The 19,242-nt window shown below is 37.4% G+C and carries 17 protein-coding genes; 15 read left to right on the forward strand and 2 right to left on the reverse strand.

The window, feature by feature from the left end:
- Positions 1–21 precede the first annotated feature (21 nt).
- A complete protein-coding gene (gene galE / locus HMPREF1654_RS02200; protein ID WP_003075657.1) occupies positions 22–1,041 on the forward strand; it encodes a UDP-glucose 4-epimerase GalE in 1,020 nt (339 codons plus the stop codon).
- 319 nt (positions 1,042–1,360) lie between these two features.
- On the forward strand, positions 1,361–1,942 hold the full coding sequence (locus HMPREF1654_RS02205) for a class I SAM-dependent methyltransferase (RefSeq protein ID WP_003075710.1): 582 nt from the start codon (positions 1,361–1,363) through the stop codon (positions 1,940–1,942).
- Positions 1,943–2,208: 266 nt separating this feature from the next.
- Here the strand turns inward: HMPREF1654_RS02205 and HMPREF1654_RS02210 are convergent, their stop codons facing one another.
- Complete coding sequence (locus HMPREF1654_RS02210; protein WP_003075664.1) at positions 2,209–3,291, reverse strand: M24 family metallopeptidase; 1,083 nt, start codon at positions 3,289–3,291, stop codon at positions 2,209–2,211.
- Between the two features lie 262 nt (positions 3,292–3,553).
- Here HMPREF1654_RS02210 and ccpA point away from each other — a divergent pair, with 262 nt between their 5' ends.
- The 13 genes from ccpA to ftsY all read left to right on the forward strand — a co-directional run bounded on the left by ccpA (position 3,554) and on the right by ftsY (position 18,565).
- Positions 3,554–4,558 (forward strand): catabolite control protein A, encoded by a 1,005-nt coding sequence (gene ccpA / locus HMPREF1654_RS02215; protein WP_003075707.1) that lies wholly within the window; start codon positions 3,554–3,556, stop codon positions 4,556–4,558.
- 92 nt (positions 4,559–4,650) lie between these two features.
- Complete coding sequence (locus HMPREF1654_RS02220; protein ID WP_003072984.1) at positions 4,651–5,649, forward strand: LTA glycolipid anchor biosynthesis glycosyltransferase, IagA/BgsA family; 999 nt, start codon at positions 4,651–4,653, stop codon at positions 5,647–5,649.
- 1 nt (position 5,650) lies between these two features.
- Positions 5,651–6,964 (forward strand): glycosyltransferase family 4 protein, encoded by a 1,314-nt coding sequence (locus HMPREF1654_RS02225; protein WP_003075701.1) that lies wholly within the window; start codon positions 5,651–5,653, stop codon positions 6,962–6,964.
- 26 nt (positions 6,965–6,990) lie between these two features.
- Positions 6,991–7,332: a hypothetical protein gene (locus HMPREF1654_RS02230; protein ID WP_003075698.1), complete on the forward strand. Its 342-nt coding sequence runs from the start codon at positions 6,991–6,993 to the stop codon at positions 7,330–7,332.
- A 297-nt stretch (positions 7,333–7,629) separates the two neighbouring features.
- Positions 7,630–8,331 carry a response regulator YycF gene (yycF, locus tag HMPREF1654_RS02235; protein WP_003072980.1) on the forward strand — a complete coding sequence of 234 codons (702 nt, stop codon included), beginning with the start codon at positions 7,630–7,632 and terminating at the stop codon, positions 8,329–8,331.
- Complete coding sequence (gene vicK / locus HMPREF1654_RS02240) at positions 8,324–9,676, forward strand: cell wall metabolism sensor histidine kinase VicK (RefSeq protein WP_003072979.1); 1,353 nt, start codon at positions 8,324–8,326, stop codon at positions 9,674–9,676. Before yycF ends, vicK begins: the two co-directional genes overlap by 8 nt.
- 1 nt (position 9,677) lies before the next feature.
- Positions 9,678–10,481: an MBL fold metallo-hydrolase gene (locus HMPREF1654_RS02245; protein WP_003075634.1), complete on the forward strand. Its 804-nt coding sequence runs from the start codon at positions 9,678–9,680 to the stop codon at positions 10,479–10,481.
- Positions 10,482–10,489: 8 nt separating this feature from the next.
- On the forward strand, positions 10,490–10,849 hold the full coding sequence (locus HMPREF1654_RS02250; protein WP_003072977.1) for a YbaN family protein: 360 nt from the start codon (positions 10,490–10,492) through the stop codon (positions 10,847–10,849).
- Positions 10,850–11,237: 388 nt separating this feature from the next.
- Positions 11,238–11,936 carry a ribonuclease III gene (gene rnc, locus HMPREF1654_RS02255; RefSeq protein WP_003072976.1) on the forward strand — a complete coding sequence of 233 codons (699 nt, stop codon included), beginning with the start codon at positions 11,238–11,240 and terminating at the stop codon, positions 11,934–11,936.
- Positions 11,927–15,460 carry a chromosome segregation protein SMC gene (gene smc, locus HMPREF1654_RS02260; RefSeq protein ID WP_003075675.1) on the forward strand — a complete coding sequence of 1,178 codons (3,534 nt, stop codon included), beginning with the start codon at positions 11,927–11,929 and terminating at the stop codon, positions 15,458–15,460. Before rnc ends, smc begins: the two co-directional genes overlap by 10 nt.
- 1 nt (position 15,461) lies before the next feature.
- On the forward strand, positions 15,462–16,256 hold the full coding sequence (locus tag HMPREF1654_RS02265) for a Cof-type HAD-IIB family hydrolase (protein WP_003075641.1): 795 nt from the start codon (positions 15,462–15,464) through the stop codon (positions 16,254–16,256).
- Positions 16,256–17,068, forward strand: a complete 813-nt coding sequence (locus HMPREF1654_RS02270; protein WP_003075718.1) for a Cof-type HAD-IIB family hydrolase — start codon at positions 16,256–16,258, stop codon at positions 17,066–17,068. The genes HMPREF1654_RS02265 and HMPREF1654_RS02270 overlap by 1 nt, the downstream gene beginning before the upstream one ends.
- 12 nt (positions 17,069–17,080) lie before the next feature.
- The gene (ftsY, locus tag HMPREF1654_RS02275; protein ID WP_016670369.1) at positions 17,081–18,565 is read left to right on the forward strand and encodes a signal recognition particle-docking protein FtsY; all 1,485 of its coding nucleotides are present in this window, start codon (positions 17,081–17,083) and stop codon (positions 18,563–18,565) included.
- Between the two features lie 68 nt (positions 18,566–18,633).
- Here the strand turns inward: ftsY and HMPREF1654_RS02280 are convergent, their stop codons facing one another.
- Entirely contained in the window at positions 18,634–19,065 is a 432-nt protein-coding gene (locus HMPREF1654_RS02280; RefSeq protein WP_003075650.1) for a DUF6556 family protein, read from the reverse strand.
- Positions 19,066–19,242: the final 177 nt, after the last annotated feature.

Here is a 19,242-nt window from a genome sequence, read left to right on the forward strand (position 1 = left end):
CTTTGTCTTTAAAGGAGAATCATGAAACATAAAATTTTAGTAACAGGTGGGGCTGGCTTTATCGGAACTCATACTGTTATTGAGTTAATCAGTGCCGGACATGAAGTTGTTATTGTTGATAATTTAGTAAATAGCAGTAAAAAAAGTATAGAAGTTGTGGAACGAATTGTTGATCAAAAAATTCCATTTTACCAAGTAGACATTCGTGACAAGAAGGCTTTACTTGAAATTTTTAAAGACGAACAACCGACAGGCGTTATTCATTTTGCGGCGTTAAAAGCAGTCGGTGAATCAACTCAGATTCCACTAACATATTACGAAAATAATATTACAGGGACCTTGACATTGTTGCGTGTCATGGAAGAAGTCAATTGTAAAAATATCATTTTTAGCTCTTCTGCAACTGTCTATGGTGACCCTCAGACTGTTCCAATCTTGGAAGATTTCCCGCTTTCAGTCACGAATCCTTACGGACGTACAAAACTAATGATTGAGGAAATGCTGACAGATATTTACAAAGCTGATTCAAGCTGGAATATTGTTTTGCTTCGTTACTTCAACCCAATTGGTGCGCATGAAAGCGGTGATCTGGGCGAAAACCCAAATGGCATTCCAAATAATCTTTTGCCATACGTGACACAGGTTGCAGTTGGAAAATTAAAAGAAGTTCAAGTATTTGGTAATGACTATCCAACAGTTGACGGTACCGGTGTGCGTGATTATATTCACGTGGTGGATTTAGCAAAAGGACATGTCGCAGCTCTTTCAAAGCTTGAAGGAGATGCAGGATTGAATATCTACAATCTCGGTACTGGCAAAGGATATTCTGTATTGGAAATCATTCAAAATATGGAAAAAGCAGTGGGCAAACCAATTCCTTACAAAATTGTTGACCGCCGTCCTGGTGATATTGCCACTTGCTATGCTGATTCTACTAAAGCAAAAGAAGAATTAGGCTGGGAAGCACAGTTTGATATTACACGTATGTGCCAAGATGCTTGGCATTGGCAAAGTAAGCACCCCAATGGATTTGCGGAGTAAATGAGGGGATATATTAAAAGTAGATGAGGCTGAGATACTATTATCTTAGCCTTATTTTTAATAAAATAATCTGATACAGTAACTGATTATTCAAAATATTATATTGAAATTGTGGCAGTTCTTGCGAGGCAAATTTGTCTACTTTCAAGTCTGGAAGAATGCTTTACTCTAACTTGTGGAATTGGAGGGGCTTAGTTACTCTGAGGATTCTTGTATCGATAATAACCTGCTGGCAATTTCTAAGTGGGGTTATTGAAAATTAGGAAACCAGTTAAGTTTTTTTCTAGAAAAATAACTTACTTTTTGTTAAACTTAAAGCATGGAATATCATTTTAATCATAAGGCAGAATCATTTGATTCTCCCAAGAATAAATTTCTTGCCGATCTCATTCGTCAAGAAGTCAAAAATCAAGTTGTAGACTTTTCTGATAAGCATATCTTAGATTTTGGGGGCGGTACAGGCTTAGTGTCATTACCATTAGCAAAACAGTCAGGCTCAGTAACACTAGTAGATATTTCTGACAAAATGCTTGAACAGGCTCATTTGAAAGTGGAGAAGCAAGGCATTGAGAATGTTCAGTTATTGGAACGGGATTTGTTACTGAATCCTTTAAACCAATTATTTGATATCATAGTGGTTAGCCGCGTTCTTCATCATGTACCAAATGTTGAGGAGACTTTAGCCATGTTTAGAAATCATCTTGTTGAGGATGGCCGACTTTTTATCGCTGATTTTGTCAAAACAGATATAAATCAGCATGGTTTTAAGCTTGATGATTTGGAAGAGAAATTATTTCAAACTGGATTCTTATCAGTCAAATCTCGAGTTATTTATAGTGCAGAGGAACTCTTTTTAGGAAATCATGCAGAATTATTCTTGTCTTCAGCACAAAAAACGTAGAGAGTGAACAAAAATCTATCTCTGAAAATGTTGATTTTTTCATTTGCTGAGTTCGGTATAAAAAATACTCTGAAATTTTATAATAGTAACTTAACTGACGCTATAAACTGAGTAAAATGAAGTGCGCTCCCATAATTTGAGAGCGCATTTTATCTATATTTCTAAAATTGAATCTGATAACTGTTAGATGAAAACTTTGTCAAATATTTTCTTGACAGCCTATATTCTCGCTTCCACTTTCTGATAGTAAGTCTAATTTCAGTCTTTTAATCAAAATAGAGCAAATCTTTGCTTGTACTTGTAAAGACTTCAAAGCCATCTTTGGTGACGTGGCCACAATCTTCGATACGAACACCAACTTTTCCTGGAATATAAATTCCAGGTTCGACAGAGAAGCACATGCCTTCTTCGATAACCATGTCGTTACCTTCCATGATAGATGGAAATTCGTGAACACTCATACCAATACCATGTCCTAAGCGATGATTGAAATATTCTCCATAACCGGCTTTTTCAATGACCGTGCGAGCAGCACGATCGACTTCATGAGCGGTTACACCTGGTTTGATAAAGTCTAGAGCAGCCCGTTGAGCTTCAAGTGTTAGATTGTAAATCTCCTTTTTAAATTGATCTGGTTTCCCAACTGCAACTGTCCGTGTCATATCACTAGCATAACCATTTACCATGCAGCCAAGATCAAATAGAAGCAAGGCATTGTTTTCAATTCTGTTGGCACCTGGGATACCATGTGGATTGGCAGCATTATCACCTGTCAAAACCATCGTTTCAAAACTCATCTCATAGCCAAGTTGTTTGATACCGAAATCAATTTGAGCAATGATATCTGTTTCTGTCTTATTGAGAGAAATAGTATCAAAACCAATGCTGACAGCTTTATCCGCGTATTCTCCTGCGACAAACATTTTCTTAATTTCATCGGCTGATTTGATGAGACGCATACGATTGATGTAAGGCATTAAATTGGTAAATTCAGCTTGTTCAAAAACAGTGCGTAAACCATTGTATTTGGTCAAAATCAAATTATCAAACTCAACTGTAATTTTACGGAAACTGCCAGCAGGTAAGTTTTCTTTGATTTTTTTCCAAGGATTTTCAGAGTCAACATAACCCACAACTCTGAAATCAACAATCGCCCTAGCTCTCTCTACTTCAAGAGCTGGAACAAAGAGCAGTGGTTCATGGTTTGTGAAAATAAAAAGAAACATCTGACGTTCATGAGGATCACTATAAAATCCTGTTAAGTAATTGATCGTGATAGGATCAGAAATCACAGCAACGTCTGTTTTTTCTGTTTCTAGATGAGAAATAATGTGATTAATTTTGGTCATTTTATTACCTTCTTTCTATGCTCTATTTTTGCAAAAAAACGAGTAAAAATCAAGGAAACGATAAAAAATTTTTTTGACTTCAGAAATTACAACAACTAGATAAATTTTTCTTGTAAAGTAATTGATAAAATTGTTAATATGTTGCTTAAAAAACAATATTTTTCAAAAAGTTATCAAAATGCTTGAAAGTGTTTCCAATAAGTGATAAAATGATTTTGGTAGGAATGTGAAAACGATATTTTCAATATAGAAAGGATTATTTATGAACACAGACGATACTGTAACAATTTATGATGTCGCCCGTGAAGCGGGAGTTTCAATGGCGACCGTTAGCCGTGTAGTAAACGGTAATAAAAATGTAAAGGAAAACACAAGAAAAAAAGTCTTAGAAGTCATTGACCGCCTTGACTATCGACCAAATGCGGTAGCACGTGGACTTGCCAGCAAGAAAACGACTACAGTAGGAGTTGTCATTCCAAACATCACTAGCAGTTATTTTGCAACACTTGCGAAAGGAATTGATGATATTGCAGAGATGTATAAGTATAATATTGTCCTAGCTAATAGTGATGAAGATGATGATAAGGAAGTCTCTGTTGTTAATACGCTGTTTTCAAAGCAAGTAGATGGTATTATCTTTATGGGTTATCATCTGACAGAAAAAATTCGTTCTGAGTTTTCTCGTTCAAGGACGCCAGTTGTACTTGCAGGAACAGTTGACGTTGAACATCAATTGCCAAGTGTTAATATTGATTACAAACAAGCAACTATGGATGCGGTAGAATGTCTTGCAAAAGGCAACCGAAAAATTGCTTTTGTAAGTGGACCTTTGGTAGATGATATTAATGGTAAGATTCGCTTGGCTGGCTACAAAGAAGCTTTGAAAAAAGCAAAATCTTCTTATAGCGAAGGGCTAGTCTTTGAGTCTAAATATAGTTATGATGATGGTTATCAATTAGCAGAACGCGTTATTGCTTCTAAAGCAACAGCAGCTTTTGTGACTGGTGATGAGCTGGCAGCTGGACTGTTGAATGGCTTATCAGATAAAGGTGTGAATGTACCAGAAGATTTTGAAATCATTACTAGTGACGATTCTCAGGTAGCACGTTTTACTCGCCCAAATTTGACAACTATTGGTCAGCCTTTGTATGACCTTGGTGCAATTAGTATGCGTATGTTGACAAAGATTATGCACAAAGAAGAATTAGAAGAACGCGAAGTGGTATTGGCACATGGTCTGATTGAGCGTTGTTCAACAAGGAAATAAAGAAGAGGCCGTTAGGCCTTTTTTCTTTTGCTTTTACAATGGGATACCCTTCTTGGTTTTAATTTTTCCATCTTTTGGGTATAATAGAAGACATGAAAGTATTACTTTATTTAGAGGGCAAAGCAGTTTTGGAAAAGTCAGGTATCGGACGAGCCTTGCAACATCAAATGAAAGCTCTAGATTTGGCTGGAATTCCATACACAACAGACCCTTCAGGAGATTATGATGTAGTGCACATCAATACCTATGGACCTAGGAGTTTGCGCCTTTTGCATAAAGCTAAAAAGCAAGGGAAAAAGGTGATTATGCATGGGCACTCGACTAAGGAAGATTTTCGTAATTCTTTTATTGGGTCAAATCTTTTTGCCTCTGCTTTTGGTAAGTATCTAGCTCATATGTATCAAATGGCAGATTTTATCATTACACCATCTGAGTATTCCAAAAAATTGATTCAGGGTTATGGTGTGACAACACCAATTGTGGCTGTTTCTAATGGAATTGACCTTCAGAAATATAAAAAGAATCCACATAAAGAAGAAGTGTTTAGGAATCATTTTCATATCCAAGAAGGAGATAAGGTAGTTGTTTGTGCAGGACTTTATTTCAGGCGCAAGGGCATTGAAGATTTTGTAGAAGTAGCACGCAGAATGCCAGATGTTCGCTTTATTTGGCTGGGTAGTATTAATAAATGGATTATTCCACGGAAAATTAGAAATCTTGTCCTTTTTAATCATCCTAAAAATGTTGAATTTCCGGGTTATTTCAAAGGTGCTGTTTTTGAAGGAGCTATGAGTGGTAGCAGTCTTTTCTTTTTCCCAAGCTATGAAGAAACGGAAGGGATTGTTGTGTTAGAGGCTTTAGCTAGTTGTCAACATGTAGTTTTGCGAGATATTCCTGTATATGAAGGCTGGATTGATGAGCAATCAGCTGAATTGGGACACAATGTAGATGAATTTGTAGACTCTATCCAAAAGATTTTGGATGGAAAGGTGGATAAGAGAGAAGCTGGCTATAAAGTGGCTCAGAGTCGTTCCATTGATGACGTTGCTTATAAGCTAGTGGAAGCCTATCAAAAAGTATTGGAGATGTAGCATGCGAATTGGTCTTTTTACGGATACCTATTTTCCTCAGGTTTCAGGAGTGGCAACCAGTATCCGGACATTAAAAACAGAATTAGAAAAGCTTGGTCATACTGTTTTTATTTTTACAACAACAGACAAGGATGTCAATCGTTATGAAGATTGGCAAATTATTCGAATTCCAAGTGTACCGTTCTTTGCTTTTAAAGATCGACGAATTGCTTATCGAGGTTTTTCAACAGCTTTAGAAATTGCACGTCAATATCAATTAGATATTATCCATACTCAAACCGAATTTTCTTTGGGTTTATTAGGGGTTTGGATTGCTAAGGAGTTGCGAATCCCTGTTGTTCATACCTATCATACACAATATGAAGACTATGTACGGTATATTGCTAAAGGTATGGTCATTCGCCCTAGTATGGTCAAATATATTGTTCGCGGATTCATGAGTGATTTGGATGGTGTGATTTGCCCAAGTGAGATTGTCTATGACCTACTCATGAAATACAAGGTGAAAGTAGAAAAGCGCGTTATTCCGACTGGAATTGAACTGGCCAAGTTTGAACGCCCAGAACTTACTAAAGAGAATGTTGCTGATTTGCGTGAAAAATTAGGTATTTCGAACCAAGAAACCATGCTGCTGAGTTTGTCACGTGTTTCATATGAAAAAAACATTCAAGCGATTTTAGCTGCTCTGCCGAAAGTTTTAGAAGAAAATCCAAATGTGAAGCTGGTAGTAGCAGGAAATGGACCTTATTTGTCGGACTTAAAGGCACAAGCCAAACGGTTGAACATCACAGATATGGTTATTTTTACAGGAATGATTGCGCCGAGTGAAACTGCTTTGTATTATAAAGCGGCTGATTTCTTTATTTCAGCTTCAACCAGTGAAACGCAGGGATTGACATATTTAGAAAGTCTAGCTAGTGGTACTCCGATAATTGCGCATGGAAATCCTTATTTAGACAATGTTATCAATGATAAAATGTTTGGAACACTTTATTATGAAGAACGTGACTTGGCGGGAGCGATTTTGGAAGCTGTTATTACAACACCAGATTTGGATGAAAAGAGTCTCGCTACAAAATTATATGAAATCTCTGCTGAAAACTTTGGGCGTCGTGTATATGAATTCTACTTGGATTTGATTATTTCAAAAGATTTTGCCAATGATTTGCATCCGGAGGAAACTGTTAGTAAGCGATTGGCGAAATCGGTTATCTATCTTCCTAAAAAAGCGATTGCTCTCCCTGTAAATGGTTCAGCACGAATGTTTAAAGCTTCAAAACGACAAATCAAAAATATACAGAAATACCTGAAATAGAAGTCCTAAATAAGTGAGGTGAGAAAATGAAACGTATTCTTCCTTTTTTAGCTGTATTATTCTTTTTCTATTTATTATTTTATGAAATTGTCCAAGTGATACCGATGAAGGAATTGTTACGAAAGGGGTTGATGATTCAAAATATTTTTGTTTATTCACCCCTCACAACAGTCCTTGTGGCAGCTATCTATACGGGTTTGTACGGTTTTTCTCATCGTTTCTTGCTTCTAGTGACACTCATGTTTTTTGTGACCATTCTGACCTTTGGCGAATGGATTTTACTATATCATGCGATTTATTTTATATGTGTATTAGTAGGTACAGGTTTAGGTTATGGAGTGTTTCGTTGGAGAAGGGGAACTCAATAAAAATCAAGTAGTTCAGATGTTTGCTGTATTAGGGGCATCCTGAAGTAGCAGTAAAAAAACTAGAACAATTGTAATGCGTTTTGGAATGTTTTTCGAAACAGTTAATGAATGGGGGATGACTGTTGTCTCAACCCTTTTTTAATACTCATGGAAGAAATACCTTCACAAAGACGAAGTGTTACCTATTTAACATATTTGTTCTAAAATTGTAAAGTAAAGAAATACTGTTTTATGAGTTGAATTGGTGAATTTTAAGGAAATTTTGGTATAATAAAAAGATAGAAAAAGGTGAATAAGATGAAAAAAATATTAGTTGTAGATGATGAAAAACCAATCTCAGATATCATAAAATTTAACATGGTAAAAGAAGGTTATGAGGTAGTGACAGCCTTCGATGGTCGTGAAGCGTTAGAGCTGTTTGAAGCAGAACGTCCAGATATTTTGATTTTGGATTTGATGTTGCCTGAAATAGATGGCTTAGAGGTAGCGCGAACGATTCGGAAAACGAGCAATGTACCAATCATCGTTCTGTCTGCTAAAGATAGCGAATTTGATAAAGTCATTGGTCTCGAAATTGGCGCAGATGATTATATGACAAAGCCGTTTTCTAATCGTGAGTTACAGGCGCGTGTCAAAGCTATTTTACGTCGTACAGATTTGACAATTGAAAATCAAGAAGCAGAAGCTGCTCCAACAGAAATTGTGATTGGAGATTTGCAGATTTTGACGGATGCTTTTGTTGTGAAAAAGCATGGTGAAGAATTGGATTTAACACACCGTGAATTTGAATTACTACACCACCTAGCTACACATATTGGTCAAGTGATGACGCGTGAACACCTACTAGAAACAGTATGGGGTTATGATTATTTTGGAGATGTGCGGACTGTTGATGTAACGATTCGCCGTTTGAGGGAAAAAATTGAAGATATTCCTAGCCGCCCAGAGTATATTTTAACACGGCGTGGTGTTGGATATTATATGAGAAACAATGATTGATAATATAAGACAATTTGTCGTATCAAAAGATTTTGTATTTGTCCTACTCATTTTAGGATTTATTTTGGTCATTACGTTGCTGTCCTTGGAAAATCGACGTGATAATGTTCGTATTCGCCAATTGAATCAAAAAGTGAAAGACTTAATTGCGGGAGATTATTCAGAAGTTTTAGATATGCAAGGTGGTCCAGAAATCACTGACATTACCAATAGTATCAATGATTTATCTGAAGTGATTCGCTTAACGCATGAAAATTTAGAACAAGAAACTAAGAGGTTATCAAGTATCTTGTCCTACATGACGGACGGTGTCCTTGCGACCAATCGTCGTGGGCAAATTATCATGATCAATGATATGGCGACCAAGCAGTTGGGAGTCAAGGAATCTGATGCACGAAAGATGAATATCTTAAAACTGTTGGGGATTGAAGATGAATATGATTTACGGGACTTGATTACGAAAGTTCCAGAGCTGACCATTGATTCACAGGATGAAAATGGAGAATTTTTAAGCCTGCGTGTTCGCTTTGCCTTGATTCGTCGAGAGTCAGGCTTTATTTCTGGGTTGGTTGCAGTGTTGCATGATACAACGGAGCAGGAAAAAGAGGAACGTGAGCGGAGACTATTTGTTTCTAATGTCAGTCATGAATTGCGTACTCCCTTGACCAGTGTCAAGTCTTATCTGGAAGCATTAGATGAAGGCGCTTTGTCTGAGCCGGTTGCGCCAGATTTCATCAAGGTTTCGTTAGATGAAACCAATCGGATGATGCGAATGGTTTCGGACTTACTGAGTTTGTCGCGGATTGATAATGCGACTAGCCATTTGGATATTGAACTGACAAATTTTACAGCTTTCATCACATTTATTTTGAATCGTTTTGACAAGATTAGAAGTCAGAACGATGATAAAAAGTACGAAATTATCCGAGATTATCCAATTAATTCTACTTGGGTCGAAATTGATACAGATAAAATGACACAAGTTATTGATAATATTATCAATAATGCCATTAAATATTCTCCTGATGGTGGTAAGATTACGGTGAGTATGAAAACAACTGAGACCCAAATGATTTTATCTATATCAGATGAAGGTTTAGGAATTCCCAAAAAAGATTTACCAAAAATTTTTGATCGATTTTATCGTGTAGACAAAGCGAGAAGTCGTGCACAAGGTGGATCGGGACTGGGCTTGGCCATTGCTAAAGAAATTATCAAGCAGCATAACGGTTTTATCTGGGCGAAGAGTGAATATGGTAAAGGATCGACATTTACAATCGTTCTGCCTTATGACAAAGAAGCTGTCAAAGATGATGATTGGGAAGAAGATGGATTAGAAGGATAGCATGAACGAGAAAGGATTTAAGTACAGTATTTTAGCGTCAGGTTCTACTGGTAATTGTTTCTATTTAGAAACCCCGAAGAGAAAGTTGTTGATTGATGCAGGTTTATCCGGAAAGAAAATTACTAGTTTGTTGAGCGAAATTGATCGTAAGCCAGAGGATTTGGATGCTATTTTGGTGACGCATGAACATAAAGACCATATTCATGGTGTGGGTGTTTTAGCACGGAAATATCATTTAGATATTTATGCTAATCAAGATACTTGGAATGCCATGGAAACAGCGCTTGGAAAGATTGATGTCAGCCAGAAGCATATTTTTGAAATGGGAAAAACGAAAACATTTGGTGATATTGATATTGAAAGCTTTGGGGTCAGTCATGATGCGGTCGCACCACAATTCTATCGATTGATGAAAGATGACAAAAGTTTTGTTTTGCTGACGGACACTGGTTATGTCAGCGATCGGATGGCAGGAATCATTGAAAATGCAGATGGCTATTTGATTGAATCAAATCATGATATTGAAATCCTGCGCAGTGGTGCTTATCCTTGGAGTTTAAAGCAGCGAATTTTGTCTGATCAAGGGCATTTGTCGAATGATGATGGTGCTGAAACTATGATTCGCACTCTTGGGATTCGGACAAAGAAAATCTATCTAGGACATCTCAGCAAGGAAAATAATACTAAAGAATTGGCTCATATTACAATGGTCAATCAATTGGCACAAGCTGACTTGGCAGTGGAGCATGATTTTCATGTGTATGATACGTCACCAGATACGGCGACACCTTTAACCAATATTTAGGAGAAGTTATGCGAATTTTTTATTTGATGATTGGTTTTACTTCATTAGGATTAGCACTTTTAGGTGTTGTTTTACCATTGTTGCCAACGACTCCCTTTTTATTGTTGGCTATTGCTTGTTTTTCACGCAGTTCTAAGCGGTTTGAACAATGGTTGTACCACACTAAGTTGTATCAAATCTATGTAGCAGACTTTCGCGAAACAGGTACTATTACTCGTGAACGTAAAAGAAAAATTCTTGTTTCCATTTATATTCTAATGGGAATTTCAATCTTCTTTGCACCAATTATTTGGATCAAACTTTCTTTGGTGGGACTCACTCTTTTTATAACTTACTATTTATTCAAAGTTATTCCAGATAAGGAATGAAAATTCATTTCGTTTCTAGTGAACTTTTGCTATCAAATTCTTGGTATCGTTGGAGTATCAAGGATTTTTTTGATATAATGATAGAGTGTTTGTTTACACCTATACCTTGTGGGAATCTCTTTAAACTTCGTCAGCTCTCAATTCTGTGAACCACAAGATAAAGAAAATAATTTTTGTCAAATTTTCCGTTCTCTTTATTATTGACTTCATCAGTTTTGTTTGCAACTCCAAAGATTTATCCGTTTTTTGGCCTTACCAGTGGATTTTATTCTTAGATTCAACTATCTCCTAGATAACTGGGGGTGGTGGATAAAGTTCACAAAGTGAACAGCATTAAGTTGGTAATTTTCATTGAATAGTAAAAAATTTCTTTTTGAAAGGAGAAAAAATGAGAGATTTACATAAAGTTTTAAATCAGCAATTCGGAATTGCCTTCCAAGATGAGCAATTGCTGGAAACAGCTTTTACGCATACTAGCTATGCTAACGAGCACCGCCTCTTAAACATTTCACATAATGAGCGCTTGGAATTTTTAGGAGACGCTGTTCTACAATTATTGATTTCAGAATATCTGTATAAAAAATATCCGAAGAAACCAGAAGGAGACTTATCAAAACTTCGATCGACAATTGTACGTGAAGAAAGTTTGGCTGGTTTTAGTCGAGATTGTCAGTTTGATCAATTTATCAAATTGGGTCGTGGCGAAGAAAAATCAGGTGGTCGAAATCGTGATACCATTCTCGGCGATTTATTTGAGGCCTTTTTAGGAGCACTTTTGTTAGATAAAGATGTGGAAGCTGTTCGGACTTTCCTTTATCAGATTATGATTCCAAAGGTGGAGGCTGGGGACTTTGAGCAAGTGATTGATTACAAGACAAAGCTACAAGAATTGCTCCAAGTAAATGGTGATGTCGAGATTCTCTATCAGGTCGTTTCAGAGACTGGTCCGGCACATGCCAAAGAATTTGCTGTATCTGTCTCAGTAGACGGCAGAGTGGTTGGTGACGGGAAAGGTCGTTCTAAGAAACTAGCGGAGCAGGAAGCCGCAAAAAATGCATATGAAAAGGAAAATCATTCATGTATTTAAAAGAAATTGAAATTCAAGGTTTCAAATCTTTTGCAGACAAAACTAAGATTGTTTTTGACCGAGGAGTGACTGCTGTTGTTGGTCCAAACGGATCAGGAAAATCGAATATTACAGAAAGTTTGCGCTGGGCGTTAGGAGAATCCAGTGTAAAAAGCCTCCGCAGTGGTAAAATGCCGGATGTCATTTTTGCTGGTACAGAAAGTAGAAAGCCATTAAATTATGCTTCTGTTGTTGTTGTCTTGGACAATAAAGATCGTTTCATCCAACAAGCGGCAGATGAAATTCGTGTAGAACGTCATATTTATCGCAGCGGAGACAGCGAGTATAAAATTGATGGCAAAAAAGTGCGCTTACGAGACGTCCATGACTTATTTATGGATACTGGACTGGGACGAGATAGTTTTTCTATTATTTCTCAAGGTAAAGTGGAAGAGATTTTTAATAGTAAGCCAGAGGAGCGCCGTGCCATTTTTGAAGAAGCTGCAGGTGTGTTAAAATACAAGACACGGCGCAAGGAAACTGAAAGTAAATTAGCTCAAACGCAGGATAATTTAGATCGTTTAGAAGACATCATTTATGAGCTAGATAGTCAAGTGAAACCTCTTGAAAAACAAGCTACAACAGCTAAGCAGTTTTTGAAATTAGATGAGGAGCGTCGTTCCCTCTACCTAGATGTGTTGATTGCACAAATTACAGAAAATAAAACACAATTAAATACGACGAATGAACAATTAGCAGGCATTCAACAAGATTTATCTGATTATTACAATAAACGGGATCAGTTGGAGCAAGAAAATGTTCTTCTAAAAGAAAAACGACATGTTTTGCAAAAACAAATGGCAGATGATCAAGCAAGTCTATTGGAATTAACACGTTTAATTAGTGATTTAAAACGTCAAATTGAAGTTTCAAAATTGGAGTCTAGCCAAGCTGCCAGCAGTCGGAAAGAAAATGAAGAACGCCTACAGGGACTAGAAGAAAAACGAGCTGTGGCTCAAAAAGAATGGCAGGAAAAAAATGAGCAACTGATTGGTTTTTCGAAAGAGTTAGAACAAAATCAACAGGCTATTCATAAATTGGAAGCTGAAATTGAGACTTTTTCGGATAATCCCGACCAGATGATTGAAAAATTACGCGGTAAATTTGTTCAATTGATGCAAGAAGAAGCAGATTTGTCAAATGATCTAACTGCTTTGGAAAGCCGTTTAGCCAATGAATTACAATTATCTGAAAGTAAGCAAGCAGAATTTGCCAAGTTACAAGAGAATTTAAAAAATATACAAGCAAACGAGCAGAGTCAACTAGAAGATTTGGAAACAGCTCGACAGTTGGTTCAGCAGTTGTTAGTAGATTATCAGGAGCAGCTTAAGCGAGTTCAAAGTGTGAAAGAAGATTATCAGCAAAGTCAAGCAGCAATGTTTGATATGATGGATGATGTAAAGAATAAAAAGGCACGCATTGGTAGTTTAGAAGCTATTCTGAAAAATCATAGTCATTTCTATGCCGGAGTAAAGAGTGTTCTGCAAGAAGCAGACCGATTAGGTGGTATTATTGGTGCTGTTAGTGAGAAGTTGAATTTTGATCCGCATTATCAAACCGCACTAGAAATTGCACTTGGCGGAAGTAGCCAGCATATTATCGTTGAAGATGAGCAGTCTGCGACACAGGCAATTGAATTCTTGAAACGCAATCGAACAGGACGGGCGACTTTTTTACCGTTGACAACGATTAAAGCACGGTACCTAGCAGATTATCATCGAGCAAGTATTGAAAAAAGCACGGGTTTTCTTGGTTTGGCTTCGTCTTTGGTGCATTATGATAAGAGTTTAGAGAATATTTTCCAAAATTTACTGGGAACAACCGCTATTTTTGATACAGTAGAAAATGCGCGAGTAGCTGCTCACAAGGTTCGGTATCAAGTACGAATTGTCACACTGGATGGAACAGAATTGCGGACAGGCGGGTCTTATGCAGGCGGTACTCATCGGAATAACAGTACGATTTTCATCAAACCAGAGCTTGATGCTCTGCAAAAAGAACTTTCTGAGAAGAATGTGATTTTAGCAGAACAAGAGAAGAGAGTGGAAGATTTGCACACGCTGTCAATTCAATCCACGAATCTTTTAGAAGAAATAAAAACAGATGGCGAGGAAGCACGGTTAGCCGAACAAAAGGCTCAATTAGCTTATGAGCAAACGCACAAACAAGTTGAAGATTTATCTGAGCTTCTGACTTTGCAAGAACGCGAGCTATCTCGCGAGGTGCTTCCTGACATGGCAGAACAAAAAGAAACACTAATCAGGCGCCTTGTAGAGATTGAGCAGGAAAAAGCTGAAACTGAAACAGAAATCGAGCAAATTAAGTCAGATAAAAATGCTATTCAAGCACGTTTAGATAAGTTAACATCACGCTTATCTGAGCTTCGTTTGACTCGTACGGAAGTGACAGGTCATCAGCGTTATGTTCAGGCAGATCTCACCCGTTTATCTAATGAACAAGCTGAATTGGATAAAGAGATTTCAACTTTGCAATTCTTGATGGAACAAAAGGAAGAAAACGTTTCGAAAGTAGATGTTTCTGTTTTAGAAGAGCAGTTAGCAAAGGCAGAACAAGAAAAAACTGATTTGAACCAAACAACCATTCGTCGGCAGTTTGAATTGGATGATTTGGAAGGTCAGACGGAAGATCTGACGAATCATCTAGAACAAGCTCGCCGAAAAAATGAGGATTTGATTCGCAAACAAGCCAAAACAGAAGCTGAAAAAGATAAGATTGCAGATGTTCTTCGTCGTCTTTTGACAAATTTGACAGATGATTATCAGATGTCCTTTGATGAAGCTAGTAAACAAGCACATTCGCTAGAAAATCTGGCAATTTCTGAAGGCAAAGTTAAGGATTTAGAGAAAGCCATTCGAGCGTTGGGACCAGTCAATCTTGAGGCTGTGGATCAGTTTGAAGAAGTTAGTCAACGTCTCCATTTCCTCAATACCCAGAGAGATGATGTACTCTCTGCGAAAAATCTGCTTTTGGATACAATTGAAGAAATGAACGATGAAGTAAAAGAACGCTTCAAATCAACTTTTGAAGCGATTCGCGAAAGCTTTAAAGTGACTTTCAAACAGATGTTTGGCGGTGGTTCAGCAGATTTGATTCTGACCGAAGGTGACCTTTTGACTGCAGGGGTTGAAATTTCTGTTCAACCACCTGGCAAGAAAATCCAATCACTCAATCTGATGAGTGGTGGTGAGAAAGCTCTGTCAGCTCTGGCTTTACTCTTCTCCATTATTCGCGTTAAGACGATTCCATTTGTCATTTTGGATGAAGTGGAAGCTGCCCTTGATGAAGCTAATGTCAAACGTTTTGGAGACTATCTCAATCGTTTTGACAAAGACAGTCAGTTTATCGTAGTGACACATCGTAAAGGCACGATGTCTGCATCAGATTCCATTTATGGAGTGACGATGCAAGAATCTGGTGTGTCAAAGATTGTCTCCGTTAAATTAAAAGATTTAGAAAGTATGTAAAATGAATATAAAATTAGTTGCAACAGATATGGATGGCACTTTTTTAGATGACAAAGGTCAGTTTGATATGGTTCGACTCAAGAACTTATTGCTTCGTTTTAAAGAAAAAGGTATCTATTTTGCAGTGGCTAGTGGACGTGGTTTGCTGTCATTAGAAAAGCTATTTGATGATGTGCGAGATGAGATTATCTTCATTGCAGAGAATGGCAGTTTAGTAGAATTCCGTGGAGAAGCTCTTTATGAGGCAACTATGTCCAAGGACTTTTACTTATCAGCTTTTGAAAAATTAAAAACATCTCCTTATGTCAACACTAATGAATTGCTTTTAACAGGAAAAAAAGGTTGTTATGTTCTAGAAACAGTTGATCCAACTTATTTAGCTTTTAGTGCTCATTATAATGAAAATATTCAAAAAGTTGCTTGTTTAGAGGATATTACAGATGAAATTTTCAAATTTACAACTAATTTTTCTGAAGAAACTCTATCTGCTGGTGAGGCTTGGGTCAATGAACATGTTCCTGGTGTTAAAGCTATGACGACGGGTTATAAGTCTATTGATATTGTCTTAGACTATGTGGATAAAGGAGTAGCTATTGTCGAATTGGCAAGGAAGCTCAATCTTGAAATGGATCAAGTCATGGCTTTTGGAGATAATTTGAATGATCTGCATATGATGCAAGTAGCAGGTTATCCCATTGCTCCTGAAAATGCTCGTCCAGAGATTTTGGAAGTAGCCAAAGAAGTTATTGGCCACCATGCAGCACATTCAGTGATGACTTATATGGAGGGGTTATAATGGCAGATATAAAATTGATTGCTCTAGACTTAGATGGAACATTGCTAAATTCTGACAAAAAAATTTCTGATCGAAATTTAGCAACCCTCAAGCTGGCTCAAGAACAAGGAACTAAGATTGTTTTGACGACGGGGCGGCCTCTTAAAGCAATGGAATTTTTTTTAAATGAACTCGGTCTTGCGAATCAAGCGGATGAATATACTATTACTTTTAATGGTGGTTTGGTTCAACGTAACACAGGTGAAATTCTTGATAAAACAGTCTTTGCCTATGATGATGTGGCACGTATTTTTGAGACAACAGAAAAGTTGGGCTTGCCATTGGATGCAATCTGTGACGGAACTGTTTACCAAATTCAATCGGATCATAAATCGCTTTATCAAACTTGCAATCCTGCTTTAACATTTGAATCGGTTTCCTTTGCAGATTTATCTAGCCAACAAATTTATAATAAATGTGTAACAGCATATGCACCAGATTCACTTGATCGCGGAATTGCTCAGCTCTCAGATGACTTATTTGATAAATATGAGATTTTTAAGTCACGTGATATGTTATTAGAATGGTCACCGAAGAATGTTCATAAGGCAAACGGCTTAGAAAAATTGATTGCCCACTTAGGTATTGAACAAAGCCAAGTTATGACTTGTGGAGATGAAGCTAACGATTTATCTATGATAAAATGGGCAGGCCTTGGTGTAGCAATGCAAAATGCAGTAGCAGCAGTCAAAGAGGTTGCCAATGTGGTGACACCAATGACAAATGATGAAGATGCTGTAGCTTGGGCTATAGAAAAGTATGTACTGAAATAAAGGAGGAATCTGATGGGGTTATTTAATCGCCTTTTTGGTCGCCAAAAAGAAGAAAAACCAGCTGAAAATGTTCCTGAAGAACCTGTAGAAGTCGTATCGAAGGATAACCAAAGAAAGAACCTAGAAACAGAAAAAACTTCTGTAGGGAATGTCCAATCTGAGAATCTAGATGAACAAAAGCTCCAGACAGAACTAAAAGAACGGCTTGCTGAGGATAAAACGCGTCTTGAAACCATTCAAGAAAAAGTAGGAGAAATAGATTCGGAAACATCCGAGACAGAAGCAAGGATAGAGTCAGATGAAAGTGATTCACAAGTTCCAGAAAGCAATGCATTGCAAAGTGAAATGGCAGATTCACAACCCGTAAACAAGGAAAAAGCTGTTTCTCAGACTCCAACCCAGCAAGCAGGTGCTGTTACAGTTTTACAGGAACATCCATCGGATGCTAGGCGCCTACAAACAGAACAAGAAAAACTGGGACAAATGGCCGTAGTATCCAGTTCAAAAGCATCTACTACGGTGGAGAAAGTTGGGAGTGAACCAATTGAAGGGGGAGCATCGATTCAGGAAGAAACTGTTCAGGAGAAGTATGACCGCAGTCTCAAAAAGACACGGACAGGATTTGGAGCCCGCCTTAATGCTTTCTTTGCAGCTTTCCGTTCTGTAGATGAGGAATTTTTTGAAAAGTTAGAAGAACTCTTGATTACTAGTGACGTCGGAGTGCAAGTTGCTTCCAATCTGACTGAGGAATTACGCCAAGAAGCTCGCCTTGAAAATGCTAAAAAGCCAGACATTCTTCGTCGAGTCATCATTGAAAAGTTAGTAGACATTTATGAGAAAGACGGTCAATTTAACGAAAAAATCAATTTACAAGACGGTCTGACAGTTATGCTATTTGTGGGTGTGAATGGAGTTGGAAAGACCACTTCCATTGGGAAATTGGCTTATAAATATAAACAAGCTGGTAAGAAAGTCATGTTGGTTGCAGCAGATACTTTCCGAGCTGGAGCTGTTGCTCAACTGGTAGAATGGGGGCGTCGAGTAGATGTTCCTGTTGTGACAGGTCCAGAAAAGAGTGATCCAGCCAGCGTTGTTTATGATGGCATGGAGCAAGCAAAGGCTGAAAATGTAGATATTCTCATGATTGATACAGCTGGACGTTTGCAAAACAAAGATAATCTCATGGCAGAGTTGGAAAAAATTGGACGAATTATTAAACGGGCAGATCCCGCTGCACCACATGAAACTTTCTTAGCTCTGGACGCTTCGACGGGACAAAATGCCCTCATTCAGGCGAAGGAATTTTCAAAAATTACGCCAGTAACGGGGATTGTTTTGACAAAAATTGATGGAACTGCACGTGGTGGTGTCGTTCTTGCGATTCGCCAAGAACTTGATATTCCAGTTAAACTGATTGGATTCGGAGAAAAAATTGACGATATTGGAGCATTTAACTCTGAAAACTTTATGAAAGGGCTTTTGGAGGGCCTAATCTAAGAAAAAACGGAAGCTTGAACAACTTCTCGACATTGGTCTGATGGTTGTTGTTACGCTTCCGTTTTTTTTTAATTGCTAGAACTTGATGATGTTGTTGTATCCTTGCCATTACTATTATTACTTGTACTAGTTTGGCTAGAACTAGTATTACTTGATGTATTGCTGGACTGTTTAGTGTCAGAACTAGCACTACTTGTTTCTGTTTGACCTTGACTAGTCGTATTCGTGTCATTAGCCTTCGATTTTTCGACTGTTGTCTCCTTTTGAATTTCTTTGATAATGGTTGTTTGTGTCGTCTGACTACTCTTTGGTTTATTACCAGATTTATTATTATTCATGAAAGTCATGATTGTGATTGTAGCAGTGATAATTCCAAGAATACTCCCAATTGTAGCAAGGGTCTTCTGAAAAGCAGAGAGTCCCTTTTTGATATGGTGGCGGGTAGGTGTTTTTTCTTCTTTAGTAGGCGAAATTTTATTTTTTCGAGAATAATTTTCCATGGTAAATTGATAATCTCCTTTCTCATTTTCATTATACCCTCTTTATTTAAAATTGTCTTAAAAAAATTTGAAAGGTTGAAAATTGTGTGTAAAGCGTTTGAAAGCAAATGTAATTTTCTACTAGAAGGATAAAAAATCAGCTCAATCTTTATCTGTCCTTGTTGTCAGATGAAAAGA

The sequence above is a fragment of the Streptococcus intermedius SK54 = ATCC 27335 genome (assembly GCF_000413475.1).
GTDB lineage: Bacteria > Bacillota > Bacilli > Lactobacillales > Streptococcaceae > Streptococcus > Streptococcus intermedius.

Excerpts from the sequence above, each read along its gene's own strand:
- galE (WP_003075657.1), top strand. The coding sequence starts at position 22 with ATGAAACATAAAATTTTAGTAACAGGTGGGGCTGGCTTTATCGGAACT.
- HMPREF1654_RS02265 (WP_003075641.1), top strand. The coding sequence starts at position 15,462 with ATGAATATAAAATTAGTTGCAACAGATATGGATGGCACTTTTTTAGAT.
- smc (WP_003075675.1), top strand. The coding sequence starts at position 11,927 with ATGTATTTAAAAGAAATTGAAATTCAAGGTTTCAAATCTTTTGCAGAC.
- HMPREF1654_RS02210 (WP_003075664.1), bottom strand. The coding sequence starts at position 3,291 with ATGACCAAAATTAATCACATTATTTCTCATCTAGAAACAGAAAAAACA.
- ccpA (WP_003075707.1), top strand. The coding sequence starts at position 3,554 with ATGAACACAGACGATACTGTAACAATTTATGATGTCGCCCGTGAAGCG.
- HMPREF1654_RS02270 (WP_003075718.1), top strand. The coding sequence starts at position 16,256 with ATGGCAGATATAAAATTGATTGCTCTAGACTTAGATGGAACATTGCTA.
- HMPREF1654_RS02220 (WP_003072984.1), top strand. The coding sequence starts at position 4,651 with ATGAAAGTATTACTTTATTTAGAGGGCAAAGCAGTTTTGGAAAAGTCA.
- HMPREF1654_RS02245 (WP_003075634.1), top strand. The coding sequence starts at position 9,678 with ATGAACGAGAAAGGATTTAAGTACAGTATTTTAGCGTCAGGTTCTACT.
- HMPREF1654_RS02225 (WP_003075701.1), top strand. The coding sequence starts at position 5,651 with ATGCGAATTGGTCTTTTTACGGATACCTATTTTCCTCAGGTTTCAGGA.
- HMPREF1654_RS02230 (WP_003075698.1), top strand. The coding sequence starts at position 6,991 with ATGAAACGTATTCTTCCTTTTTTAGCTGTATTATTCTTTTTCTATTTA.
- HMPREF1654_RS02280 (WP_003075650.1), bottom strand. The coding sequence starts at position 19,065 with ATGGAAAATTATTCTCGAAAAAATAAAATTTCGCCTACTAAAGAAGAA.
- vicK (WP_003072979.1), top strand. The coding sequence starts at position 8,324 with ATGATTGATAATATAAGACAATTTGTCGTATCAAAAGATTTTGTATTT.
- HMPREF1654_RS02205 (WP_003075710.1), top strand. The coding sequence starts at position 1,361 with ATGGAATATCATTTTAATCATAAGGCAGAATCATTTGATTCTCCCAAG.
- rnc (WP_003072976.1), top strand. The coding sequence starts at position 11,238 with ATGAGAGATTTACATAAAGTTTTAAATCAGCAATTCGGAATTGCCTTC.
- ftsY (WP_016670369.1), top strand. The coding sequence starts at position 17,081 with ATGGGGTTATTTAATCGCCTTTTTGGTCGCCAAAAAGAAGAAAAACCA.
- yycF (WP_003072980.1), top strand. The coding sequence starts at position 7,630 with ATGAAAAAAATATTAGTTGTAGATGATGAAAAACCAATCTCAGATATC.
- HMPREF1654_RS02250 (WP_003072977.1), top strand. The coding sequence starts at position 10,490 with ATGCGAATTTTTTATTTGATGATTGGTTTTACTTCATTAGGATTAGCA.